Here is a 20,875-nt window from a genome sequence, read left to right as displayed (position 1 = left end):
CGAGGCATATCATGAAAGTTTATTTAGGATTAGATACAAGTTGTTATAGTACATCCTGTGCGTTGGTCAATGAATCGGGTGAATTAATTGGCCAAGCCAGAAAACTATTAGACGTAAAATCGGGCGAGCGTGGGCTGCAACAATCACAAATGGTGTTTCAGCATACCCGTGCTTTACCCGATTTAATTGAACAATTGCCGTCAGGTGTCCAACTAGCGGGCATTGGAGTCAGTGCGTTTCCGCGCCGTGAAAAGGATTCCTATATGCCTGCTTTTTTGGTGGGCCGAGGCATGGCAAAAAGCTTAGGTCATCTAAATGACGTTCCCGTCTATGAGTTTTCACACCAGGAAAACCATATTCTGGCCGCTTTACGTGTTTTAAACTGTGTGCCGGACGAATCGTTTTATGCGCTCCATGTATCGGGCGGCACGACGGAGCTATTATATTGTGAACCGGCTGAAGAAACATTTTTTACGGCCCAATTAATAAGCGGGGCTTTAGATTTACATGGCGGTCAATTTGTCGATCGCATCGGCGTAGCTCTAGACCTACCGTTTCCGGCGGGGCCCCATATGGAACGAATCACCAAAACACTATGCGATGATCCTAAAGCATTAAAAAAGACAGTTAATCGCTTAGAATCTGAATCAAATGGTGATTTTAAAATGCTACCCGTATCGGTAAAAAACGGCGCCATCAGCTTTGGCGGCCCTTGCAGTGAAGCCATGCGCCGTATTGAACGAGCTAACAACGGACATAAGCTTTCCGATGATTACAAGGCGCAAACGGCTTTAACCGTATTCCACTGCATGACTCGTTCACTGCAAAAAATGTTGACCTATCATTGGGAACAGCGCCCGGCCGGTACTTTAATTGCCGTAGGCGGCGTCATGGCTAACAGTTATTTACGCCAAGCTCTGTTTGATTTCGGTCAATCCCGCAAAGTTAAGGTCCTCTTTGCACCGCCTGAATACAGTTCCGATAATGCCACCGGTGTAGCTTACGGAGCCGCTTTACTGGACGCTGAAAACAAATAGAAAATAAATAGTATTGAAGGTTTTTACCATAAGAAATACAAGGTTCACAGGAGGAATTATATGGATGTTTTCTCCATTACCAAATTAAACAATCTAATAAAACGGGTGTTGGAGCGGGAGTATGTACTGAAAAACTGTTATGTAGCCGGTACGATTGCCAATTTAAAACGCCACAGCACCGGCCATTACTATTTTTCACTAAAAGACGATGATGCCTCCGTCGATGTAGCCCTTTGGGCGGGCACGGCGCAGAAAAAAGGCCTCGTCGGTCAATTGGAAAACGGCCTCTTTGTAACCATGCGGGCTACTATTAATTTCTATGAAAAAACCGGCCGCTTAAGTCTCATCTGTAATGATATGGAAATCGGCCAGAAGAGCCCGTATCAACTTGCCTTCGAAGCGCTAAAGAAAGAATTGACGGCTCTCGGCTATTTTGACGAAAGCCATAAACAGCCATTGCCGGTTATGCCTGCTACGATTGGCCTCGTTACATCCGAGTCAGGTGCTGTGCTCCATGATATTTTGCATGTAGCTCGGCAACGTAATCCGTTCGTACAGTTTAAACTCTTTGCCGTACCGGTACAGGGTGATAAAGCCGGTCCCATTATTGCTAAAGGGATTGAACGAGCTGATGCGGATACCGAGGTAGAACTCGTTATTGTAGGACGCGGCGGGGGCTCTATGGAGGATTTATGGTGCTTCAACGATAGAACCGTAGTAGAGGCTGTGTATAACTGTAAGACGCCTATTGTATCAGCTGTAGGTCACGAAACGGACTATACCCTTTGTGACTTTGCCGCCGACGTACGTGGTGCCACGCCCAGTCATGCAGCAGAACTTACGGTCTATCCCGTAAGTTATCTCTTAGAACAATTAGAAGCGAAAGAAACATACTTGCATCAATACATGAAACAAACGATAGAAACAAAGAAACAAGAATTGCAGGCTATTTTTAATCGCAAATTAGGCATTCCCGCTTTAACCTTAATCCACCAAGAAAGTTCTAAACTCAGTGAGTTACAACATCGTTTAAGCGGTGCCGTGCAACAGGCTGTCGGCAAAAAGCAAAACGATTTGTTACTCCTGGGACAGCAACTGGAATTATTGAATCCGTTGCATTTACTGTTAAAAGGATATACTAAAATTGAACATGGCGGTTCACCGATTCACTCCGTCACCGCTGTAAATGTAGGGGATAGCGTGAATATTACTATGAACGACGGCTCATTAACAGCCAAGGTAGAGGAGATTATAACAAATGGCTAACACACTTAAGAATTACGAAAAAAAATATGCAGCCTTGGAAGAAATTGTACGCACCTTGGATGCTAATGAATTATCCGTTAACGACTTATTAACACAATATAAAAAAGGCCTTACACTCGTGAAAGAGTGCTCCGACATGCTGCAAAGCGTGGAAGGGGAAGTACGCCAAATTATTGAAGAAGTCCGTATCGGCAGTGAAGGTCAGAAATAATTTTTCTAAAATATGCAAAATATTTGCTTATTTACTCAATAATCTATGTATAAAATCTATAAAATGATGTATAATAACTATATTCAAACGAGTCAGTAAAACTGACTTTACAGGCCGTTCAGAGGCAGGAGGATATATGTTAAAAGAGTATTTAAAGGCGAGCAAAACATGGGTGGAAGATTATCTCAAAGAAGTGTTAAACTCGCCCAATACAGAATATGAGAAACTTTATGAATCCATGCGCTATAGTTTACTCATGGGCGGTAAACGGATTCGCCCGATTTTAACGAAAGCGGTTATGGAATCCTTCGGTGTTTCACCGGAACCGTATAAGGAAATTGTGTGTGCCATCGAATTAATTCACACCTATTCCTTAATTCATGACGATTTACCGGCCATGGACAATGACGATTACCGCCGCGGCAATCTGACAAACCATAAAGTATATGGTGACGGGCTCGCTGTTTTGGCAGGTGACGGCTTATTAACATATGCCTTTCAGCTAATCTGTCAAAATAAAGCAGCCACACCGGAACAGCATCTTAAATGCGTGTTAGCCTTAGCCAAGGCAGCCGGACCGGAAGGTATGGTAGGGGGGCAGGCCTTCGATTTATTGTCGGAAGGACGTCACATTCCACTGTCGGAACTGCAAGTGCTCCATCGCGGTAAAACAGGGGCCTTATTCTTGGCGGCTATCGAAATCGGTCTGATTCTCAGCCACGCTTCAGCAGATGTCCATAAAGCCTATATGACTTATGGCGATCAGCTAGGCTTATTGTTCCAAATTACCGATGATATTCTCGATGTAACGGGCACCATTGAGGATTTAGGGAAAATGCCCGGTAGTGATGAAAAACAAGATAAATCCACCTATGTATCCGAATTAGGTGAAGACGGGGCTCGCGCTAAAGCGGATGAAACCGCAGCAGCCGCTAAAAGTGCTTTGGCTTCGGTACCAAACGATACAACCATCTTGGAAGCATTAGTAGACTACCTTGTACATAGGACGAATTGATATGCAATTTTTAAATGAATTATTCGATAATTACATTGCGCTGAGTGCCTTTCTGGGATGGTTTTCAGCACAAGCTTTAAAATTTGTCATCGTGTTACTGCAGTATAGACGCTTCCAATGGGAACGCCTCATCGGATCCGGCGGATTTCCCAGTTCTCATTCGTCGCTCGTAGTCGCTTTATCAACGGCTACCGCTTATATTCATGGCATAACGTCAGACTTATCGGTAATCTGTATTACCTTTTCACTTATCGTCATGTATGACGCGTCCGGCGTACGCCGTGAAGCAGGGCGACAGGCACAAATTTTAAACCAATTAATGGAACATTTCAAAAAGCGTAATATTCCGGTCTATCTGGATGACGGTCATGTGCTCAAAGAGCTCTTGGGGCATACGCCTTTTGAAGTTTTCGGCGGTGCCTTTTTAGGCTATGCCGTGGCCTCCATTATTTACTATAACTTTCTATAACTTTTATAACTAAGAAGCTTACAGGGGCAATCTAAAAGCTTCCCGAGTTGAAACTAAGGAGTTTTATGAGTACTAAAGAACGGTTAGACGTCTTATTGGTGAATCGCGGTCTTTTTGAAAGTCGTGAAAAAGCCAAAACAGCCATCATGGCCGGCCAAATTTTTATGGGCACTGTCTGTGTCGACAAAGCGGGTACTAAGGTGCCGATTGATGCGGATTTGAGCGTTAAAGGCAATACGTTACCTTATGTTAGTCGCGGCGGGTTAAAGCTGGAAAAAGCGTTACAATTGTATCCAATCGATTTAACTGATGCGGTTATGGTTGATATTGGCGCTTCTACTGGTGGTTTTACCGACTGTGCTCTTCAAAATGGGGCCGCCAAAGTCTTTGCCATTGACGTGGGCTATAACCAACTGGCTTGGTCACTGCGCCAAGATAAGCGCGTCATCAACATGGAAAAGCAGAATATACGAACCGTTACGGCGGAACAACTGGGTGAACTGGTTGATTTCATTTCCATTGATGTGGCGTTTATTTCACTGGATAAAGTACTTCCTGTAGCCGTAACGCTCCTTAAGGACACAGGCTCTTTAGTAGCTCTTATTAAACCGCAATTTGAAGCGGGGCGTGAAAAAGTGGGCAAGGGTGGTATTGTCCGTGACCCGGCTACGCACGCCGAAGTGCTGACACGCATTTTAAATGTAGCCGAAGAAGTGGGCTTACATCTTCATGGCGTAACCTATTCACCCATCAAGGGGACTGAAGGTAATATAGAGTTTTTGGGATATTTTAAAAAGACGACGGACGGTGCCTTACCGATTACGCCTGAATTGGTTGAATCAGTGGTAGCCGCCGCGCACGAACTGTAGGTGATGATATGCGAGTAGGGTTTATTCCTAACATGGGGAAAGAGAATATTATTCCTATTTTGCAAGAGGCGAAGAGCCTTTGTGAAAAAAACGGCTTGGACGTATGGCTACCGGCCGATTTGGAGGAGTTTAATTTACCTGAACTATTAGGTGTTCCGACTAAGCACGTATTGCCTAGGCCTGAATTTTTTAAGCATCTTGATATGGCCTTCAGTTTCGGCGGTGACGGTACCTTAATTCACTTAGCCCGTCAAATTTATGAATATGATGTTCCCATTTGCGGTATTAATTTAGGGGAATTAGGCTTCTTAAATCAAATCGAATTAGCCGATATGGAAGACCGCATCAAGAAATTCGCCAACGGTGATTATCGCGTGGAAAATCGTATCCATTTGGCTGCGGAAATCCGCACACCTCATGGTGTAAAAAAATTAACACCGGTCATTAATGAAGTGGTTATTACTCATGAAAAACCCGGCCGTATGGCACGTATAAATTTAGCCATCAACGAAGGGTATACGCAGATGTACCCTGCCGACGGTTTAATCGTAGCTTGTTCTACAGGATCTACGGGCTATAACTTATCGGCCGGCGGTCCGATTATGGCACCTGATAATCATTCCATCATCGTTACACCGGTAGCGCCGCATTTGTTGCAAAGTGTATCCTTGGTGTTAAAAGAGAGTGCCCGCATCGATTTAACCATGCCGAAGCGTCAGGAAAAGCTTCATATTTGCATCGATGGGACGTTCGATTATCAGTTTAGCAGTGAAGACAGTCTTCACATCGAAGCCAGCGCGCTTTACAGCCGCTATGTGCGCTTCTATGACGTAAAATTCTTCGCTACCTTATTCCGCAAATTATCGGCACGAAGAGATGAGCTTTTATGATCAACTATAATCATGTTGTACAGTTCCAACACATTTTTTGGGATGAGCAACTAAAAAGTGCCAAAACAGTCGTAGATGCTACGGCCGGTAATGGCCATGATTTGGTGTATCTGGCCCAACATTGTTTGCCCGGCAGCACGCTGTGGGGCATCGATAAACAGGCAAAGGCCATCGAAGCTTCCACTAAGCGCCTGCATACCGAATGCGGCCGCACAGATATTACGTATCACTTGGTACATGGTACCCATGAAGATATATTGGCAACAGGCAATGCGGCAGCAGCCCATAACGATGGATCTGCGGCGAATACTAAATTTAATACGACCATTACTAATATTGACTTACTAATTTTTAATTTAGGGTATTTACCGGGTAGTGATCATACCATGATGACAAAACCCGATTCAACTATACAAGCCATCAAAGGAGGCTTAGATTTATTAAATCCTAAAGGGCTCATTACTATCGTTACCTATCCGGGTACACCGGAAGGTGAGCGGGAAGACGAAGCAGTATGTGAATTTATAAGTACTTTGCCGCAAAAGTCATATGATGTAGCCAATTGGAAATTAATAAACCAAGCAAACAAACCTCCTATTTTATATATTATTAAAGGACGGTGACCTATGAAACGTTACAGATATAATAAAATCAAAGAAATCGTACAATCTCGCTCTATTGAAACACAGGAAGAATTGGCAGCCGCTTTAGCCGCGGAAGGTATTGAAGTTACGCAAGCTACGGTATCCCGCGATATTAAAGAATTAATGCTCATTAAAATTCCTACCGGTGACGGTCATTATCGTTACGCTTTATCGCCGGAAGAGAATGTACTCCTTATCGGTAATCGCATTAGTCGCCTGTTCCAAGAATCCATTACGCGCGTAGACTTTACCATGAATCAGATTGTATTGCATACCTTACCGGGTTCCGCTCAATCTGTGGCATTTGCCATTGACCATGCTAAATGGGCTGAGTTAATCGGCACCTTGGCCGGTGATGATACGATTTTATTAATTGCACGCTCCGTTGAAGACGTACAGCCGATTTTAAAACGTATTTCCGATCTTATGAAAGATTAATATGTAACTATTAAGCCTATGCGCCCTTATGCGTATAGGCTTAGTGATTATTAACGGCATCATTTATGTTTGCCTCGTATAATTACTATTTATATTTGCCCAGTATACTTATTATTTATATTGGTATCGTATAATTTATTTATGTGTTATTACCTGTAAAGGGATTAAGGACTTGTAATCTATGCTCACACAAATGGGAATTCGTAATTTTGCCTTAATTGAACAGATGAATTTACAATTTTCGGACGGCATTACCATCTTTACCGGTGAAACCGGTGCCGGTAAATCCATCCTTATGGATGCTTTCAGCATTCTGTTGGGCGAGCGGGCCAGCAGTGATTTTATCCGCCATGGCAAGGATGCCTTTGTTATTGAAGGGGTATTCGATGTAACCGATGATACGGAACTGTTAGATCTTTTAACAGCTAAAAATATTCTCGTGGAAGAAAATCAGCTCATTTTATCGCGCTCTTTTAACCGTCAAGGAAAGTCTACTATTTTGGCTAATGACCAGGCTATCCCACTTAAAGCACTGCGCGAAATCGGCCTTTATTTAGCGGATATTCACGGCCAATATAGCAATCAGCTCTTGTTGAATCCTGATGTGCATCACAAATATTTAGATGAATACACCAAAGAAGGGCAAACGGCCTTTGATACTTATGTAAAGGCCTATAAGAGCTATAAAACAGCAAAATCTCAATTAAACGGTCTGGAAGCCATGGCTGCGGAACGAGCCAGAGAACTGGATATGCTTCGCTTTCAAATTGATGAAATTGAAGAAGCGCAACTGAAACCGGGTGAAGACGAAGCGTTAGCGGCAGAACTTAAACGATTAGACAGCTTTGAACATCTGGATAAAGTATTAGGTGCTTGTTACAATGCCTTCTACAGTGATCGACATGCCATCTTGGAAGCAGTCAACAGCATTAAATCGGAAGTACAGGATTTGGTTCGTTATGACGAGGAGCTCAAAGACTTATCCGAATTGATCAATTCCGCCTATTTTCAATTAGAAGAAGCGGCGCAAGGGCTTGATCGCTATCGTGATTCCATTTCTTATGATGAAGAACGGTACGCCTATTGTCAGGAACGGGATTCCTTAATTTACGGTTTAAAACGCAAATATGGGGAAACCATTGAAGCCGTTTTAGAATTTGAAAACAAAGCGCAAGCCCGATTGGAAGAGTTAGAAGCACAGAGCTATGCTAAAGAAGATTTAGAAAAAGCCGTCCAACAAGCCGAAGCCGATGCAAGAACTAAATTAGCTGAGCTTACTGCGATTCGCGATACAAACAGTGCCATAATTGCCGAACAATTGCAAAAGCAGTTAAAAGACTTAGGGATGAGTAAAGCCAAACTTCAATTTGTCATTGAAAAAAGTGACGAACTATTGCCGTTAGGGGCTAAACGCATTGAACTCTTATTCAATGCCAATGCAGGGGAGGACTTATTGCCGCTCCACAAAGTGGCCTCCGGCGGTGAAATCTCGCGTATCGCTTTGGCCTTTAAAACGGTATTTAATACCAAAACATTTAAGACTTTGGTATTCGATGAAATCGACGTTGGTATTAGTGGCGATATTGCCTTGCAGGTAGCAGCTAAAATCCAACAACTCAGCAACAGCACACAGGTATTTTGTATAACTCATTTGCCTCAAACCGCAAGTATTGCCAAACATCATTATCACCTGTCCAAGCAGGAAGTGGATGGACGCACCGTATCAAGCCTTACCGAGCTTAGCGAGGAAGAACATGTGGAACAAATCGCCCGCATGATGTCCGGTCAAAACTTCTCCCATACGGCTCTAGCTACGGCGAAAGAAATGATTCAGCATTTTAAAAATAAGCATTAATAGCTTTACCTCGGTTATAGTTATAACTATGTATACAGAATACGATTTGACGCCATCAGAAAATAAATGTATACTATTGGTAATCACTTTTGAATTTTGAATTAAATATGCGGAGATAGAGGCGCGATGCTTAAGAGTACTTGTAAGGAGCCCGGCAAGGCTGTGAGATATGAAGAAAGGGAGAATCGTCGAAGCTTGTTTGTGCCGACAAACATAGCTGGTTGTGCATTGAATAAGTGTATGACTGTCATCATTTGATGGAGTGCTAGCTCATTGTTCTGACTATCATAGTTTTGTTATATTCATATGATAAAGCGCATAGTCGTTCAGGTAACCATACCAAGATCAGTGGCAGCTATCCGCTGGTCTTTTTTTTGGGAGGAATGAACATGATTACAGTAATGGTATGTGGTGCGACCGGCAAAATGGGTCGCGAAGTCGTAAAAGCTGTTCATAATGATCCGGACTTACAGTTTATCGGCGGTATCGATCCTAAACAGGCCGGAGAAGATGCCGGTACAGCTGCCGGTATCGAATCATTGGGGCTGCCTTTATACGAAAGCTTAACAGCCGCCTTAAGCGCTAAAAAGCCGGATGTTATCGTTGATTTTACCAGTCCCGCCATTATTTTTGAAAACGCTAAAACTGTTTTAGGCGCCGGCGTTCACATGGTAATCGGAACTACCGGTCTTACCGCTGAACAGCGTGATGAATTAGCGGCCATCGGTAAAGCCAATAATGCCAATTGCTTAGTGGCACCTAACTTTTCACTGGGCGCTGTTATGATGATGAAAACAGCAGCCGATTTGGCACCCTATTTCCCGAATGTAGAAATTATCGAATTGCATCACAATCACAAATATGATGCTCCATCGGGAACGGCCGTATTAACAGCCAAGCTTATTAATGAAACTAAACAGGCAGCCGGTGCGGTAGGGGCTGAAGATTTAACTCGTGAAAGTTTACCCGGTGCTCGCGGTGCCAAGGTAGATGATGTAACGATTCACAGCGTTCGCTTGCCGGGTTATGTGGCTCATCAGGAAGTTTTATTTGGGGGTTATGATGAAACACTGACAATTCGCCACGATTCACTCAGCCGTTTATCCTTCATGCCGGGCGTAGTTTTAGCTTGTAAGAAGATTGCTGAAAAACCGGGCCTTACTTACGGTTTGGAACATTACTTATAATTTTAAAGATAGGATATGATAGGGTATTTAAAAACCCTTTGTCATACTATTGCTACAATATTTATTTTTATTAAATTGGGAGAGATACACATGAGAAAACCAAATGTTGCTATTTTAGGTGCTACCGGCGCGGTAGGGCAAGAATTTATTAAATTAATCGAAGATCGCCAATTTCCGTTTAAAAATCTTAAATTATTGGCATCCGCTCGTTCAGCCGGCACGGAATTAACAGTATGCGGTAAAACTTATGTGGTAGAAGAAGCTACCGCCGATTCTTTTGAAAATGTTGACATTGCTTTATTTGCGGGTGGCTCCATATCCAAAACTTTGGCACCGGAAGCGGTGAAACGCGGTGCTATTGTTATCGATAACTCCAGCACCTTCCGAATGGATCCGAACGTACCGCTCGTAGTACCCGAAGTAAATCCGGAAGATATCGATACTCATCAAGGCATTATCGCCAATCCAAACTGCTCTACCATTATTATGGCTTTAGGGCTTAAACCGCTCCACGATTTATCGCCGATTAAACGTGTTGTCGTAAGTACCTACCAGGCCGTATCCGGAGCCGGTAAGGAAGGCATTGACGAATTGGATAACCAAGTAAGTGCTCACATTCAAGGGAAACCGATGGAAGCCCATATCTTACCTAGTGCTTCCGCGCCTAAACATTATCCGATTGCTTTTAATGTAATTCCGCAAATTGATGTTTTATTGGACAACGATTATACTAAAGAAGAAATGAAAATGGTCAATGAAACGCAGAAGATTTTGCATGATGATTCCATTCAAGTCGTTCCGACCACGGTTCGTATCCCCGTATATCGTTCCCATTCCGAGTCTGTTTTGGTAGAAACCGAAGCACCGGTAAGTGTTGCTGATTTTAAAGCTGCCTGTGAAAAATTCCCGGGCCTTGTGGTCAATGATAATCCACAAGAACAAGCGTATCCGATGCCGCTTTACACATCCGGTAAGGATGATTGTGAAATCGGCCGTATTCGCAAAGATTTATACAACGATAAAGGCATGAATTTCTGGATTGCCGGCGATCAAATCCGCAAAGGGGCTGCCTTGAATGCCTTGCAGATTGCCGAGTATTTGGTGGAACACCAATCATTTTAAAGAATAGTTTTAGAGGAGGTTATTATGAAAACCTTAGGTCGCGTATTAACAGCTATGATTACACCGTTTAACGCGGATGGTTCAGTAGATTTTGAAGGAGCGCTCACATTAGCCAAGCATTTACTAAACAATGGATCTGATGGTCTTATTGTATGTGGCACTACGGGAGAAAGTCCCACAATTGACAATGAGGACAAACTTAAGCTATTTGAATTAATCGCGCGCGAGTGTGGTCATTTAGGTTCCATCGTGGCCAATACAGGTTCCAATAATACCCAACGTACAATAGAATTGACCAAGGCGGCTTCTAAAACAGGCGTAAATGCCGTAATGGGCGTAGTACCTTATTACAATAAACCAAATCAACGCGGATTATTTGAACATTTCAAAGCCATGGCTGAAGCTACTGATTTACCGGTCATCGTATACAATGTTCCGGGCCGTACAGGCGGCAAAATTATGCCCGCTACTATAGCTAAATTGCGTGAAGCTTGCCCAAATATTGCTGCTGTTAAAGAAGCGAGCGGTGATATTAATGTAGCGGCTGAAATTTATTATTTATTGCCGGATGATTTCATGATTTACAGTGGTGATGATGGGTTAACTCTACCGATGCTCGCTGTAGGCGGATGCGGAGTTATTTCTGTAGCGGCTCATGTAGTGGGCAAAGAAATGAATGAAATGATTCAGGCTTATGAAGCAGGGGATGTGGCTAAAGCCAAACGAATCAATAAAGACTTATTCCCTATATTCAAAGCCATGTTTGTAACAACTAATCCGATTCCTGTAAAATACGCAGTACGTCAATTAGGTTTGCCGGCCGGTCCGTTCCACTTGCCGTTATGTGAACCGCCGGACGAAGAAGAAGCCGTAATTAATGCAGCTATTAAACCATACATTAAATAAGCCAGCACTGCATTACAACAACAATAATAAAGAAGAAAATTATAAAAATAAAAAACGAACACTTGTTTCTTAAGCCAAAATTCCGGCAGACAAACAAGTGTTCGTTTTATTTTATTTAATTGAAAATATAAATGACAGACTGACTATTAAATGTGATCGCGAATTAAACCGATAACTTTACCCTCGATAGTACAGGAATCTGTATAAATAGGTTCAAATTCACTATTTTCAGGCTGTAAACGAATTCGATTGGCTTCACGATAGAAGCGTTTAACCGTTGCTTCGTCATCAATACGGGCTACTACAATATCACCGTTATTAGCGGTTTGTTGATTACGAACGATTAGTAAGTCACCTTCATACATGCCGATATCACGCATCGACTCACCGCGTACACGAAGGAGGAAACATTCGGAATTACCAATTAAGGATAAAGGAAGCGGAATAGTAGCTTCCTGGTTTTGAATAGCCGTTACCGGTGTACCGGCTTGAACCGTACCGATTAAAGGAACATTACGTAAACGAGCCTGGAGCATTTCAAATGTTTCGGAAGAGGTAACCTGTTTATCAGCAGACACCTCTACTTTAGGCGCCATTTTAGGCTTAAGGCCAACAACTGTAATAGAGCGGTTCTTATTTACATCACGGGTAATATAGCCAAAACGTTCTAAAGTATTAAGATGACTCTGAACCGTAGAAGTAGAGCTCAATCCCATATACTCACAAATTTCACGAACACTGGGGCAGCGAAATTTAGTTTCTAAACACATGGTAATATAATCCAAAATTTTCTTTTGTTTTGAGTTAATATCGGTAGCAGGTCGTCTCACGGCTATAACCTCACAATCTAAAATACTTAAAATCTGTCATTAACTAAATAGTCATATATTATGAAATGTAATTTATAAAAATTGGCGTACATAAACTATCTCAATGTTATTATAGAACGTATTTACAAATATTGTCAAATAAAAGTTCGATTTTAACCTTGACCGAACATTTATTCGTGTGATATACTAAGCGTGTAAACAAACATATATACCATTAGTAATGTTCGTTTAAATACTATTTAGAAAGCATAGTTCAATGGGGTGATTGTTATGAAACGCGATTTTTTAATTGTTTTCAGTATGTTCTTAACCTTAACCGTAGGTTATTTTATGAATACGCCAAGCATTGAGTTAGATACGCATAATGTACGCACCGTAACCGTAAAAGCCGGTGATACTGTTTGGGGCATTGCTTCCCAATATGCCAATGATCATATAGATATCCGTGAAATGGTTCACGCTGTAAGCACGTTAAATAAATTAGATGAAACTGCCAGTTTAGAACCGGGTCGTACACTCAAAATACCTACTGTTAAAACACAGAACGATAAAGTATTCAGTGAATACGTAGCTCAGAATGAATAATCTGTTCGATTGTTAATTTCGAACAAATCATTCAAAGTTACTAATTATGTTGACAATTTAATATACATATAAAAAAGAGCTTCCCAGCGGCTGGGAGGCTCTTTTTGTTCGAGTTAACTTAATATCCTCCACACAAAATAGGATAAATTCATCCTATTTTTGTGTTATAATATAGCTATAAGATAAAAACCAACTATTTCAGAACGAGGTGAATTACAATGATTACGGATACAAATAATTTAATTTCTATTACAGAGGCCAATCAAAACTTCTCTAAAGTAACTAAACATGTTGATGAAAACGGACCTGTAATAATTTTAAAAAATAATAAACCAAAATATGCAATCATTCCAATTCAAATGTTACTTAAGGAATCATCAGCCGACTACAATGTTAATCCTCATCGTGATATACTCGAAGCTTCTAAAAAACTATTACAAAAAAATAAGGAAGCTTATAAGGTATTAGCTAATGAAGAAAATTAATTTAGATGAAATTTTATTAATCCATGAACAAATGATTGATACATTTGGAGGCACAAATGGGATTAGAGATAAAAGATTACTTGAATCTGCAATTCAAAGCCCATATCACACTTACAGTGGAATCGATATCTTTAATTCTATAGAAGAAAAGGCTGCTCGTTTAGGTTTTGGAATTATTTAAAATCATCCTTTTATAGATGGTAATAAACGAACTGGAATACACTGTATGCTATTGTTACTATTAATCAATGATATCAACTTAGATTATAGTCAAAAGGAGTTATGGGAAATAGCTTTAAAAATAGCAAATAATGGAACATATGATGATTTGTTAAAATGGATTAAAAATCATAAAATTATATAATTATAATTTTCTTCTACTATTAAATATCGTGCTAATCGGATTATCCACAAATTTATTGGCTTCATTGATATAACGACGTACCATATTAACACTGTGGTGACGTGTTTGCCTCATAATATTACGTTCTTCAACGCCAAAGGACGCTGCCGTTGTTGCAAAACCGTGGCGTAAACTATGAGCACCATACATAGACGGGTCTAATCCGATAAGCTCGACATATTTTTTTACAATCTCCGCAATACTTTTATCACTCAAAGCCGTCTTGCGAATGTCCATTTTCTTCGTAAAACCTCTGAAAATTGGACCGGTTTTAATACCAGTATACCGGAGCCATGCCTTAACGGCCCTTACAGCGCAAAATTCGGCGTTTTCGATATAAGGGATAGCTACAACAGCACCTTGACCTTCTTGGTCGGCCTTAGAGGAGCGCACAAAGATTTCGAGCCCTTGTGGTGAAAACGTTAAGTCTTCAACCATTAAAGCGCTGATTTCACTGCGACGAAAAGCACCCATAAAACCGATTAAGAGGATTGCTTTATCACGAAGCAGCTGAATTTCCGGTAAATTAAGCGATTCCATTTCCTTAAAGATATCTTCCAAATCTTCTAAAAGGATAGGGGTTTTACCTTGCTGATACGTTCCTTTAAGTCGACGAATACCACGCAAGGCGGAACTCACCAAAGAAGACTTACAAGGATTGTCGGCTAAACCGGCAGCATTAAAATTTTCAGAAATAGCACTGATACGTCTGGATATAGTATTAGCCTTAGCATGATCGGCTAAGTCGTTAATATAGTTAACGACAGTTTCCGGAGAAGCCGGAAAATAATCGACATGACGGGATTCACACCAATAGACGAAATCGTCCCAGTCGGATTCATAAGCATCAACAGTATTATCTGATTTAGAAGACAAAATGCTTAATTTAGCTTTATCAGAGAGTTTGCTGCTGGCCATGAGTATTTCATTGTCACGCAGATAAAAATGTTTGTTAGACGGCATATAGAAGACTCCTTTAAGTGCCTAAAACTGGCTAAAACACTGATTAGGGCTGAATTAGGCCTATTTTTATATAAAAAATTACTTCCGATAATATATCGTTATCGGAAGTAATTATATCATATCACTCTATTTAGTTCAATAGCCGTTAATCAGATGGTCTTTTACAAACTAACAATGCTTGTGTATGAGTTACATATACACCCATACACAAGCACCATTATTTACAAATGCTATTTACAGATAGTATTTGCGAGTAATTATTTTCTTGTGGAACAACGATCCAACAAGTATGCAATACTTACAAACGGAATGCCGCCGCTTTCGCCAAGACCGATTTCACAAGTAGAACTGGAACTTACGCCTAAAGTTACACCTAAGTTTTTAATTTCTGCAGCTAAATCTTTAGTGGATGATTTATTAAGTTCCGGTGTGAAGAAACCTTTTTGACCGGCAAAACCGCAACATGCGAAAGATTTAATATTAAATACTTTGTCGGTACATGCACGCGCTAAGTTTTCAATATAATCGCCTTTATTCAAGGTCTTAATCTTACACTGTTTATGAACGATAACAGATTCATTACATTTTGTTACATTCAAGTTTGGTAAAATTGTGTACAAGAATTCGGAAATATCAAGAATCTTCAAACCTTTAATATGTTTGAATGCATGATTGAAGCAAGCGGAATGGTCGATAACAATCGGATAAACCCCACCTTCACTGGCTTTAGTAAGCGCTTCAGTCAAATCAGCCAAAGCTTGTTTATCGATTTCTTCATAATTTTCAAAACTTAAGCCACAGCATAAGTTTTCAATATGCGGCGGATAAATTACATTGTACCCTGCCTTATCGCACAAGCTTTCAAATACTTGTTGTAAGCTGCGAGTATCATCATAACCTTGGTTTTGACGGAATGCACGATTAGCACAAGTACTGAAGTATACTACATTTTTCTGATAAGCCGGATTGCGTTTATTTGTCAATTTGTACGTATTAGCTTTCGGCATTGTTTCCGGTACATATGGTGTTAAACCGGTAATCTGATGTGCATCTTCGGAAATTTTTGCCAATAAAGACTTAGTAGCTACTTTACCGGCTACACCACCCAAAGTAGCCCCTACTTTAGCGGCTTTTAAGGTATTGCTAAAGTTGTTATAAATAGCATGGGCAATGCCACGGCCCTTCGGATTGATTTTACGCATGGAAATAGCAATTTGCGCTGTATCGATGCCTAAAGGACAAAGCATGGAACACATGGAACAAGCAGCACAGGTATCAACACCATAGTAATCATAGCCTTTTTTAAGTTCTTCAGCCATAGCTGTATTACCTTCTTTAAGTAAGCGCTGTTCTTCACGAAGTAAGGAAATACGTTGACGAGGTGTTAAGGTTAAGTTACGGCTTGGACAATTACGTTCACAGAAACCGCATTCCATACACATGTTATATAATGGATCGATATCGCTCATAGCTTTTAAATTCTTTTTGTAGACATCAGGATTATCAGTAATCATAACATCCGGATTTAATAAGCGTTGAGGGTCAAAAATTTCTTTAATACGACGGTTAACGGCATAGGCTTTTTTACCCCATTCCAATTCAACAAATGGAGCAACCATGCGGCCTGTACCATGTTCGGCTTTGATGGAACCTTCTACACCGGCTACGCGTTCCGCCATTTCTTTTACAAGGCCGGCAAAATTATCCATTTCACGCTGTTCATTGAAGTTTGGTGTAATGATAAAGTGAACATTACCGCTCAAGGCATGACCGAAGATAATGCCGCTGTCTTCGAAATCATACTTTTTGAACAATTCCGTAATCATTTCGATACCATCGGTGAAGTCTTCAATTTTGAAGCAAACGTCTTCGGTGATAACCGTAGTGCCCGGACGGCGAAGACCGGCAGCAATCGGTAATAAACCTTTACGAATTACCCACCATGCATCATATTCCTTAGCATCTTTGGAATATAAGCTTGGAATAACTGTCGGAATGTCTTTCAACTGATCTTTAATGTATTCTAAGTTAGCATCCAAAGTAGCTTCATCATTGCTTTCCGATTGGAATAAAATACAGCTGGTCCCTTCCGGTACATTATGTACGAAGGATGGAACTTCCGGTAACTGCTGTACGCTCTTAAGACTTAAGTAGTCCATCATTTCAGCGGCTACTACTTTATCGCGCGACATATTGGCTAAGGCTACTACGGCACGAGATGCATCGTTGAGTTTAGCAAAGAACAAGAGGCCGCAACCTTTGTATTTAGCGTCATCTACACAATTATAAACAACTTCGCTTACAAAACCGAGGGTCCCTTCACTGCCGATGAAAATATGGTTTAAAATATCTACAATGTCTTCAAAATCAACTAGGGAGTTAATACCATAACCGGTTGTATTCTTAATTTTGTATTTACGACGAATTAAGTCTACTAATTCACTGTCAGCCATGATTTCACTGCGCAAATTAAGTACATCATCAATCAATTTGCTGTGCGTTGCCATGAACTCTTTAACACTTTGCGGATTACCGGTATCTAGAATTGTGCCGTCTGCCAATACAGCACGCATAGAGCGAACCGTTTTATAAGAGTTTTCAACTGTGCCGCAACACATACCGCTGGAGTTATTATTAAAAATACCACCTACCAATGCTGTTGTAATGGTAGCGGGATCCGGACCGATTTTCTTGCCGTACGGTTTTAACGCTTCGTTCGCATCAGCCCCGATTACACCGCAAGCCAAACGAATGGCATTGCCGTTTTCAAGAACTTGTACAAATTTAAAACCATCATTGGCAACAATTAATACATCTTCAGAAGATGCCTGACCGGATAAGGAACTGCCTGCAGCACGGAATGTAACCGGCGTACCGCAACGATTGGCCAATAATACTAATTGCACTACTTCTGCTTCCGTATTAGCTTTTACAACTACTTTCGGCAAATAGCTGTAGCAAGATGCGTCAATACCATAGGCATAACGCAATAGAAAATCAGTGAATACCCTGTCCGGTGAAATTTTCTTTGCTTCTAATACAAAAGTGTCATAATCTCTCTTCAACTGTAAGCTCATATTAGGACCTCCCACATCGTATTGTGCCACTCAGCACTACTGTACGACTTCATATAGATTTAGGATAGCATACCGAACTTATCATGTAAATCAACCATATAGGTATAACCAATACTCATATGTGAATAGACCTTGTAAAAACCTACAAATTACAGAAAAGTCAAAATTCGCAATGTAACTCAGATTCCACGAAATGAATAATTTTTTTATTTTACAGGTTAATAATTCATAAAACTCATTTTAAAGTTAATTAATAGTAATTCTCATAATATGACGTGTTTTATCCCTCTTTTTATTATTTTGTACACAATGTACTTGATTTATCGTTTACCATTTTACAATTAGCCCTGTTTCAAGGTATAATAAAACGATATAAGAATACATAAAAGTCATAAAATAATTGTACTTACGCTCATACTAAATAGGATATTACGATCCCGGGCGTTAAGTTCCACATCTGTATAACAAGAGATTAAATAATAAAAGAAAAGGAAATTAAATTTATCTAATATACGACGATACTCAATAAGGAAGGTGTAAGTATGTCTAACGCAATAGGAACTCATTTATTAATAGATTTATATACTTGTTTGGAAGACGTAGTCAATTCCCCGCTAATCATTCAGGAAAGCGTGACCAATGCTTTGGAAGCAGCACAACAGCCGATTGATGAAATCAGCTGCCAAGTTCTTGATGACGAAGTGGTGTTATTTGCTGTGTCCCCACACTGCCACATTGCCGTTCATGCCTATCCGGACATGGGCTATGTAGCCGTAGATATTTATACCTTTGATTTGCCGCTCCAAGCAACCTTAATCATGCGTGTTTTAAAACAATCTTTTGGTGCCGAACGCGTTAAAGCGACCAGCATCAACCGTGGTGACTTCGGCTCTATTCGCGATATGAAGCCGCGTAAGAAAACATCTTTATCTGCTATGGCTCGCGTTACCCGCACTCGTATGAGCCTAAAACAAACCGGTTCTAAGTTAAAAAACACCGGAAAAAAGGTATTTAACGTTATCGCCAAAAAACGCGATCCCCAACCTCGCGATTAACAGCTAACCGGCTTACTAAGATAAAACCTAATAAGCTATGAAAGCCGATAAAATTAAGATATCAGCAACAAAAAAGCTATTCTCTCTATTATAAATATCACAATAATAGGAGAATAGCTTTTATTCGTTATGTAATTATATATTACAGTAAGGTATCTACCGCAATATTTAAAATAACATCAGACGGTGTATCACATAGATAATCGGCGCCGGAGTTTTCCAACTCTTCACGCGAACCATAGCCGTAAGTCACCGCTACGGCACGACAGCCTAATTTTTTTGCAGCTTCCATATCATACTTACGGTCGCCTACCATATACCAACCGGTAATGTCTTTTTTGGTACGATTGGAAGAAATTTCTTGCATGGCAGCTAACGCTTCTTTCAAAACATCGTCTTTATGAGTGATACCACGGGCTGCATCAGCTCCTTTGATAATTTCAAAGTATTTGGTAAGGCCGAAGTGTTCGATTACTTCATTGGCCAAATGCTGTGGTTTAGCCGTTGCTACCGCTACATAGGTATTCGTTTGACGCAGCGTAACCAACATGCGTTCTACATCTTCGTATACACGATTTTCAAACTTTCCGATAGTTTCATAACGTTCTTTAAAATAACCGTACGTTTCCGCTGCTTCCGCATCGTTCATGCCGCAATGCTCACGCAAAGAATCAACGATAGGCGGTCCGATAAAGAGTGTTAAGATATCATCACCGGGTACCGGTACCCCTTTCTTTTCCAATGCATAGACAACGGATTTTTTAATGCCTTCCGCAGAGTCTGTAAGCGTGCCATCTAAATCGAATAAAACGCAAATCATAGGTTCTTCCTTTCTTTATTAACTCGTTCATTCTTATTAACATAGAATTTGCAATCTATGATACAATAAGGTTACAGATAGATTTAACTAATGAGTTTTGAATCAGATTTTATGTATAAGTATATGTACAGAAAGCTATACTGAGTAGTATAGGAGGTAAAGCTATGGATTTTGAAGAACAAAAAGTTCCCGACAGTATTTTGGACAAGTATACCAAAGTTTGTACCTGTCGCAGCATTTCCCGCAAAACGATAAAAGAAGCTATTAACGACGGTTGTGATACCATCCCTAAAATCAGAGAACGCACGGGTGCCGGTACCGGTTCCTGCGGTGGTAAAAACTGTGGTGTTCGTATCGTTAAGCTGTTGCAGGATATGGGCAAATTACCAAAACCGGGTGCAAAAAAAGATGAGTAATTCATTATGAAAAACCCTGACGCATAATTTAATATGAGTCCTTTCCGGGGACTGTTAAAAAGGAGTTAACGCATAGCAACAAGGTTGTTATAGGTTAACTCCTTTTCTGTATCTCAGCAATCACACATTGCTTAATTTGCTTCTTTTTTTAATGCTTCTTTAAGCGTATGCCATGCCAATACGGCACATTTAACACGAGCCGGCATATTGGAAATATTTTGAAGTGCCATGGCATCTTCCAACTCTTCCAATTCAGCTTCATCCGTTACTTCCTTTTTAATCATGCCAAGAAAAAGATCGACTAAGCGAAATGCTTCTTCAACGCTCTTCCC

General features: G+C 40.7%; 23 protein-coding genes, 1 pseudogene and 1 riboswitch. Of the genes and pseudogenes, 19 read left to right on the top strand and 5 right to left on the bottom strand.

Annotated elements, in window-relative coordinates; translation table 11 throughout:
• Positions 1-11: 11 nt before the first annotated feature.
• From QZL64_RS09930 to dapA, 13 genes are all read left to right on the top strand, one after another.
• The gene (locus QZL64_RS09930; RefSeq protein WP_021841844.1) at positions 12-1,037 is read left to right on the top strand and encodes a hypothetical protein; all 1,026 of its coding nucleotides are present in this window, start codon (positions 12-14) and stop codon (positions 1,035-1,037) included.
• 60 nt (positions 1,038-1,097) lie between these two features.
• Positions 1,098-2,303, top strand: a complete 1,206-nt coding sequence (gene xseA, locus QZL64_RS09925; RefSeq protein WP_021841843.1) for an exodeoxyribonuclease VII large subunit — start codon at positions 1,098-1,100, stop codon at positions 2,301-2,303.
• The gene (xseB, locus tag QZL64_RS09920) at positions 2,296-2,514 is read left to right on the top strand and encodes an exodeoxyribonuclease VII small subunit (RefSeq protein ID WP_021841842.1); all 219 of its coding nucleotides are present in this window, start codon (positions 2,296-2,298) and stop codon (positions 2,512-2,514) included. Before xseA ends, xseB begins: the two co-directional genes overlap by 8 nt.
• Before the next feature lie 136 nt (positions 2,515-2,650).
• On the top strand, positions 2,651-3,529 hold the full coding sequence (locus QZL64_RS09915) for a polyprenyl synthetase family protein (RefSeq protein ID WP_021841841.1): 879 nt from the start codon (positions 2,651-2,653) through the stop codon (positions 3,527-3,529).
• Position 3,530: 1 nt separating this feature from the next.
• Positions 3,531-3,998: a divergent PAP2 family protein gene (locus tag QZL64_RS09910; RefSeq protein WP_021841840.1), complete on the top strand. Its 468-nt coding sequence runs from the start codon at positions 3,531-3,533 to the stop codon at positions 3,996-3,998.
• Between the two features lie 65 nt (positions 3,999-4,063).
• On the top strand, positions 4,064-4,867 hold the full coding sequence (locus QZL64_RS09905; RefSeq protein WP_021841839.1) for a TlyA family RNA methyltransferase: 804 nt from the start codon (positions 4,064-4,066) through the stop codon (positions 4,865-4,867).
• A gap of 8 nt (positions 4,868-4,875) precedes the next feature.
• The gene (locus QZL64_RS09900) at positions 4,876-5,757 is read left to right on the top strand and encodes an NAD(+)/NADH kinase (protein WP_021841838.1); all 882 of its coding nucleotides are present in this window, start codon (positions 4,876-4,878) and stop codon (positions 5,755-5,757) included.
• Positions 5,754-6,380 (top strand): class I SAM-dependent methyltransferase, encoded by a 627-nt coding sequence (locus QZL64_RS09895; protein WP_021841837.1) that lies wholly within the window; start codon positions 5,754-5,756, stop codon positions 6,378-6,380. Before QZL64_RS09900 ends, QZL64_RS09895 begins: the two co-directional genes overlap by 4 nt.
• 3 nt (positions 6,381-6,383) lie before the next feature.
• Positions 6,384-6,839 carry an arginine repressor gene (gene argR, locus QZL64_RS09890; protein ID WP_021841836.1) on the top strand — a complete coding sequence of 152 codons (456 nt, stop codon included), beginning with the start codon at positions 6,384-6,386 and terminating at the stop codon, positions 6,837-6,839.
• 181 nt (positions 6,840-7,020) lie between these two features.
• On the top strand, positions 7,021-8,694 hold the full coding sequence (gene recN / locus QZL64_RS09885) for a DNA repair protein RecN (RefSeq protein WP_021841835.1): 1,674 nt from the start codon (positions 7,021-7,023) through the stop codon (positions 8,692-8,694).
• Between the two features lie 108 nt (positions 8,695-8,802).
• A riboswitch (Lysine riboswitch) is annotated at positions 8,803-8,970 on the top strand.
• A gap of 113 nt (positions 8,971-9,083) precedes the next feature.
• Entirely contained in the window at positions 9,084-9,881 is a 798-nt protein-coding gene (gene dapB, locus QZL64_RS09880; protein ID WP_021841834.1) for a 4-hydroxy-tetrahydrodipicolinate reductase, read from the top strand.
• Between the two features lie 90 nt (positions 9,882-9,971).
• Complete coding sequence (locus QZL64_RS09875) at positions 9,972-11,003, top strand: aspartate-semialdehyde dehydrogenase (RefSeq protein ID WP_021841833.1); 1,032 nt, start codon at positions 9,972-9,974, stop codon at positions 11,001-11,003.
• Between the two features lie 24 nt (positions 11,004-11,027).
• Positions 11,028-11,909, top strand: a complete 882-nt coding sequence (gene dapA / locus QZL64_RS09870; protein WP_021841832.1) for a 4-hydroxy-tetrahydrodipicolinate synthase — start codon at positions 11,028-11,030, stop codon at positions 11,907-11,909.
• A gap of 146 nt (positions 11,910-12,055) precedes the next feature.
• Here dapA and lexA read toward each other — a convergent pair whose 3' ends face one another.
• On the bottom strand, positions 12,056-12,739 hold the full coding sequence (lexA, locus tag QZL64_RS09865; RefSeq protein WP_021841831.1) for a transcriptional repressor LexA: 684 nt from the start codon (positions 12,737-12,739) through the stop codon (positions 12,056-12,058).
• A gap of 270 nt (positions 12,740-13,009) precedes the next feature.
• Between lexA and QZL64_RS09860 the strand changes: the two genes are divergently transcribed.
• The 4 genes from QZL64_RS09860 to QZL64_RS14575 all read left to right on the top strand — a co-directional run bounded on the left by QZL64_RS09860 (position 13,010) and on the right by QZL64_RS14575 (position 14,173).
• Positions 13,010-13,324 carry a LysM peptidoglycan-binding domain-containing protein gene (locus tag QZL64_RS09860; protein WP_021841830.1) on the top strand — a complete coding sequence of 105 codons (315 nt, stop codon included), beginning with the start codon at positions 13,010-13,012 and terminating at the stop codon, positions 13,322-13,324.
• Between the two features lie 218 nt (positions 13,325-13,542).
• A complete protein-coding gene (locus tag QZL64_RS09855) occupies positions 13,543-13,809 on the top strand; it encodes a type II toxin-antitoxin system Phd/YefM family antitoxin (protein ID WP_021841829.1) in 267 nt (88 codons plus the stop codon).
• Complete coding sequence (locus QZL64_RS09850) at positions 13,796-13,990, top strand: Fic family protein (protein WP_021841828.1); 195 nt, start codon at positions 13,796-13,798, stop codon at positions 13,988-13,990. Before QZL64_RS09855 ends, QZL64_RS09850 begins: the two co-directional genes overlap by 14 nt.
• Positions 13,991-14,002: 12 nt before the next feature.
• Positions 14,003-14,173: a hypothetical protein gene (locus tag QZL64_RS14575; protein WP_226974398.1), complete on the top strand. Its 171-nt coding sequence runs from the start codon at positions 14,003-14,005 to the stop codon at positions 14,171-14,173.
• On the opposite strand, the gene QZL64_RS09845 is transcribed toward QZL64_RS14575, so the two are convergent.
• Positions 14,174-15,175 (bottom strand): site-specific integrase, encoded by a 1,002-nt coding sequence (locus tag QZL64_RS09845; protein ID WP_021841826.1) that lies wholly within the window; start codon positions 15,173-15,175, stop codon positions 14,174-14,176.
• A 257-nt stretch (positions 15,176-15,432) separates the two neighbouring features.
• Positions 15,433-18,252 (bottom strand): FAD-binding and (Fe-S)-binding domain-containing protein, encoded by a 2,820-nt coding sequence (locus tag QZL64_RS09840; protein WP_021841825.1) that lies wholly within the window; start codon positions 18,250-18,252, stop codon positions 15,433-15,435.
• A gap of 542 nt (positions 18,253-18,794) precedes the next feature.
• Here QZL64_RS09840 and QZL64_RS09835 point away from each other — a divergent pair.
• Positions 18,795-19,307, top strand: a complete 513-nt coding sequence (locus QZL64_RS09835) for an S-adenosylmethionine decarboxylase family protein (RefSeq protein WP_021841824.1) — start codon at positions 18,795-18,797, stop codon at positions 19,305-19,307.
• A 142-nt stretch (positions 19,308-19,449) separates the two neighbouring features.
• Here QZL64_RS09835 and QZL64_RS09830 read toward each other — a convergent pair whose 3' ends face one another.
• On the bottom strand, positions 19,450-20,127 hold the full coding sequence (locus tag QZL64_RS09830) for an HAD hydrolase-like protein (protein ID WP_021841823.1): 678 nt from the start codon (positions 20,125-20,127) through the stop codon (positions 19,450-19,452).
• A gap of 164 nt (positions 20,128-20,291) precedes the next feature.
• Between QZL64_RS09830 and QZL64_RS09825 the strand changes: the two genes are divergently transcribed.
• The gene (locus QZL64_RS09825; RefSeq protein WP_021841822.1) at positions 20,292-20,543 is read left to right on the top strand and encodes a (2Fe-2S)-binding protein; all 252 of its coding nucleotides are present in this window, start codon (positions 20,292-20,294) and stop codon (positions 20,541-20,543) included.
• A 131-nt stretch (positions 20,544-20,674) separates the two neighbouring features.
• Here QZL64_RS09825 and QZL64_RS09820 read toward each other — a convergent pair.
• Positions 20,675-20,875 (bottom strand): annotated as a pseudogene (locus tag QZL64_RS09820) (Fe-S cluster assembly sulfur transfer protein SufU); the annotation flags it as partial.

It is taken from the genome of Veillonella sp. CAG:933 (genome assembly GCF_000431435.1).
Taxonomy (GTDB): Bacteria; Bacillota; Negativicutes; order Veillonellales; family Veillonellaceae; genus Veillonella_A.
Note: the sequence above shows the minus strand (reverse complement) of the source record. Positions and strands in the feature narration are given on the sequence as shown.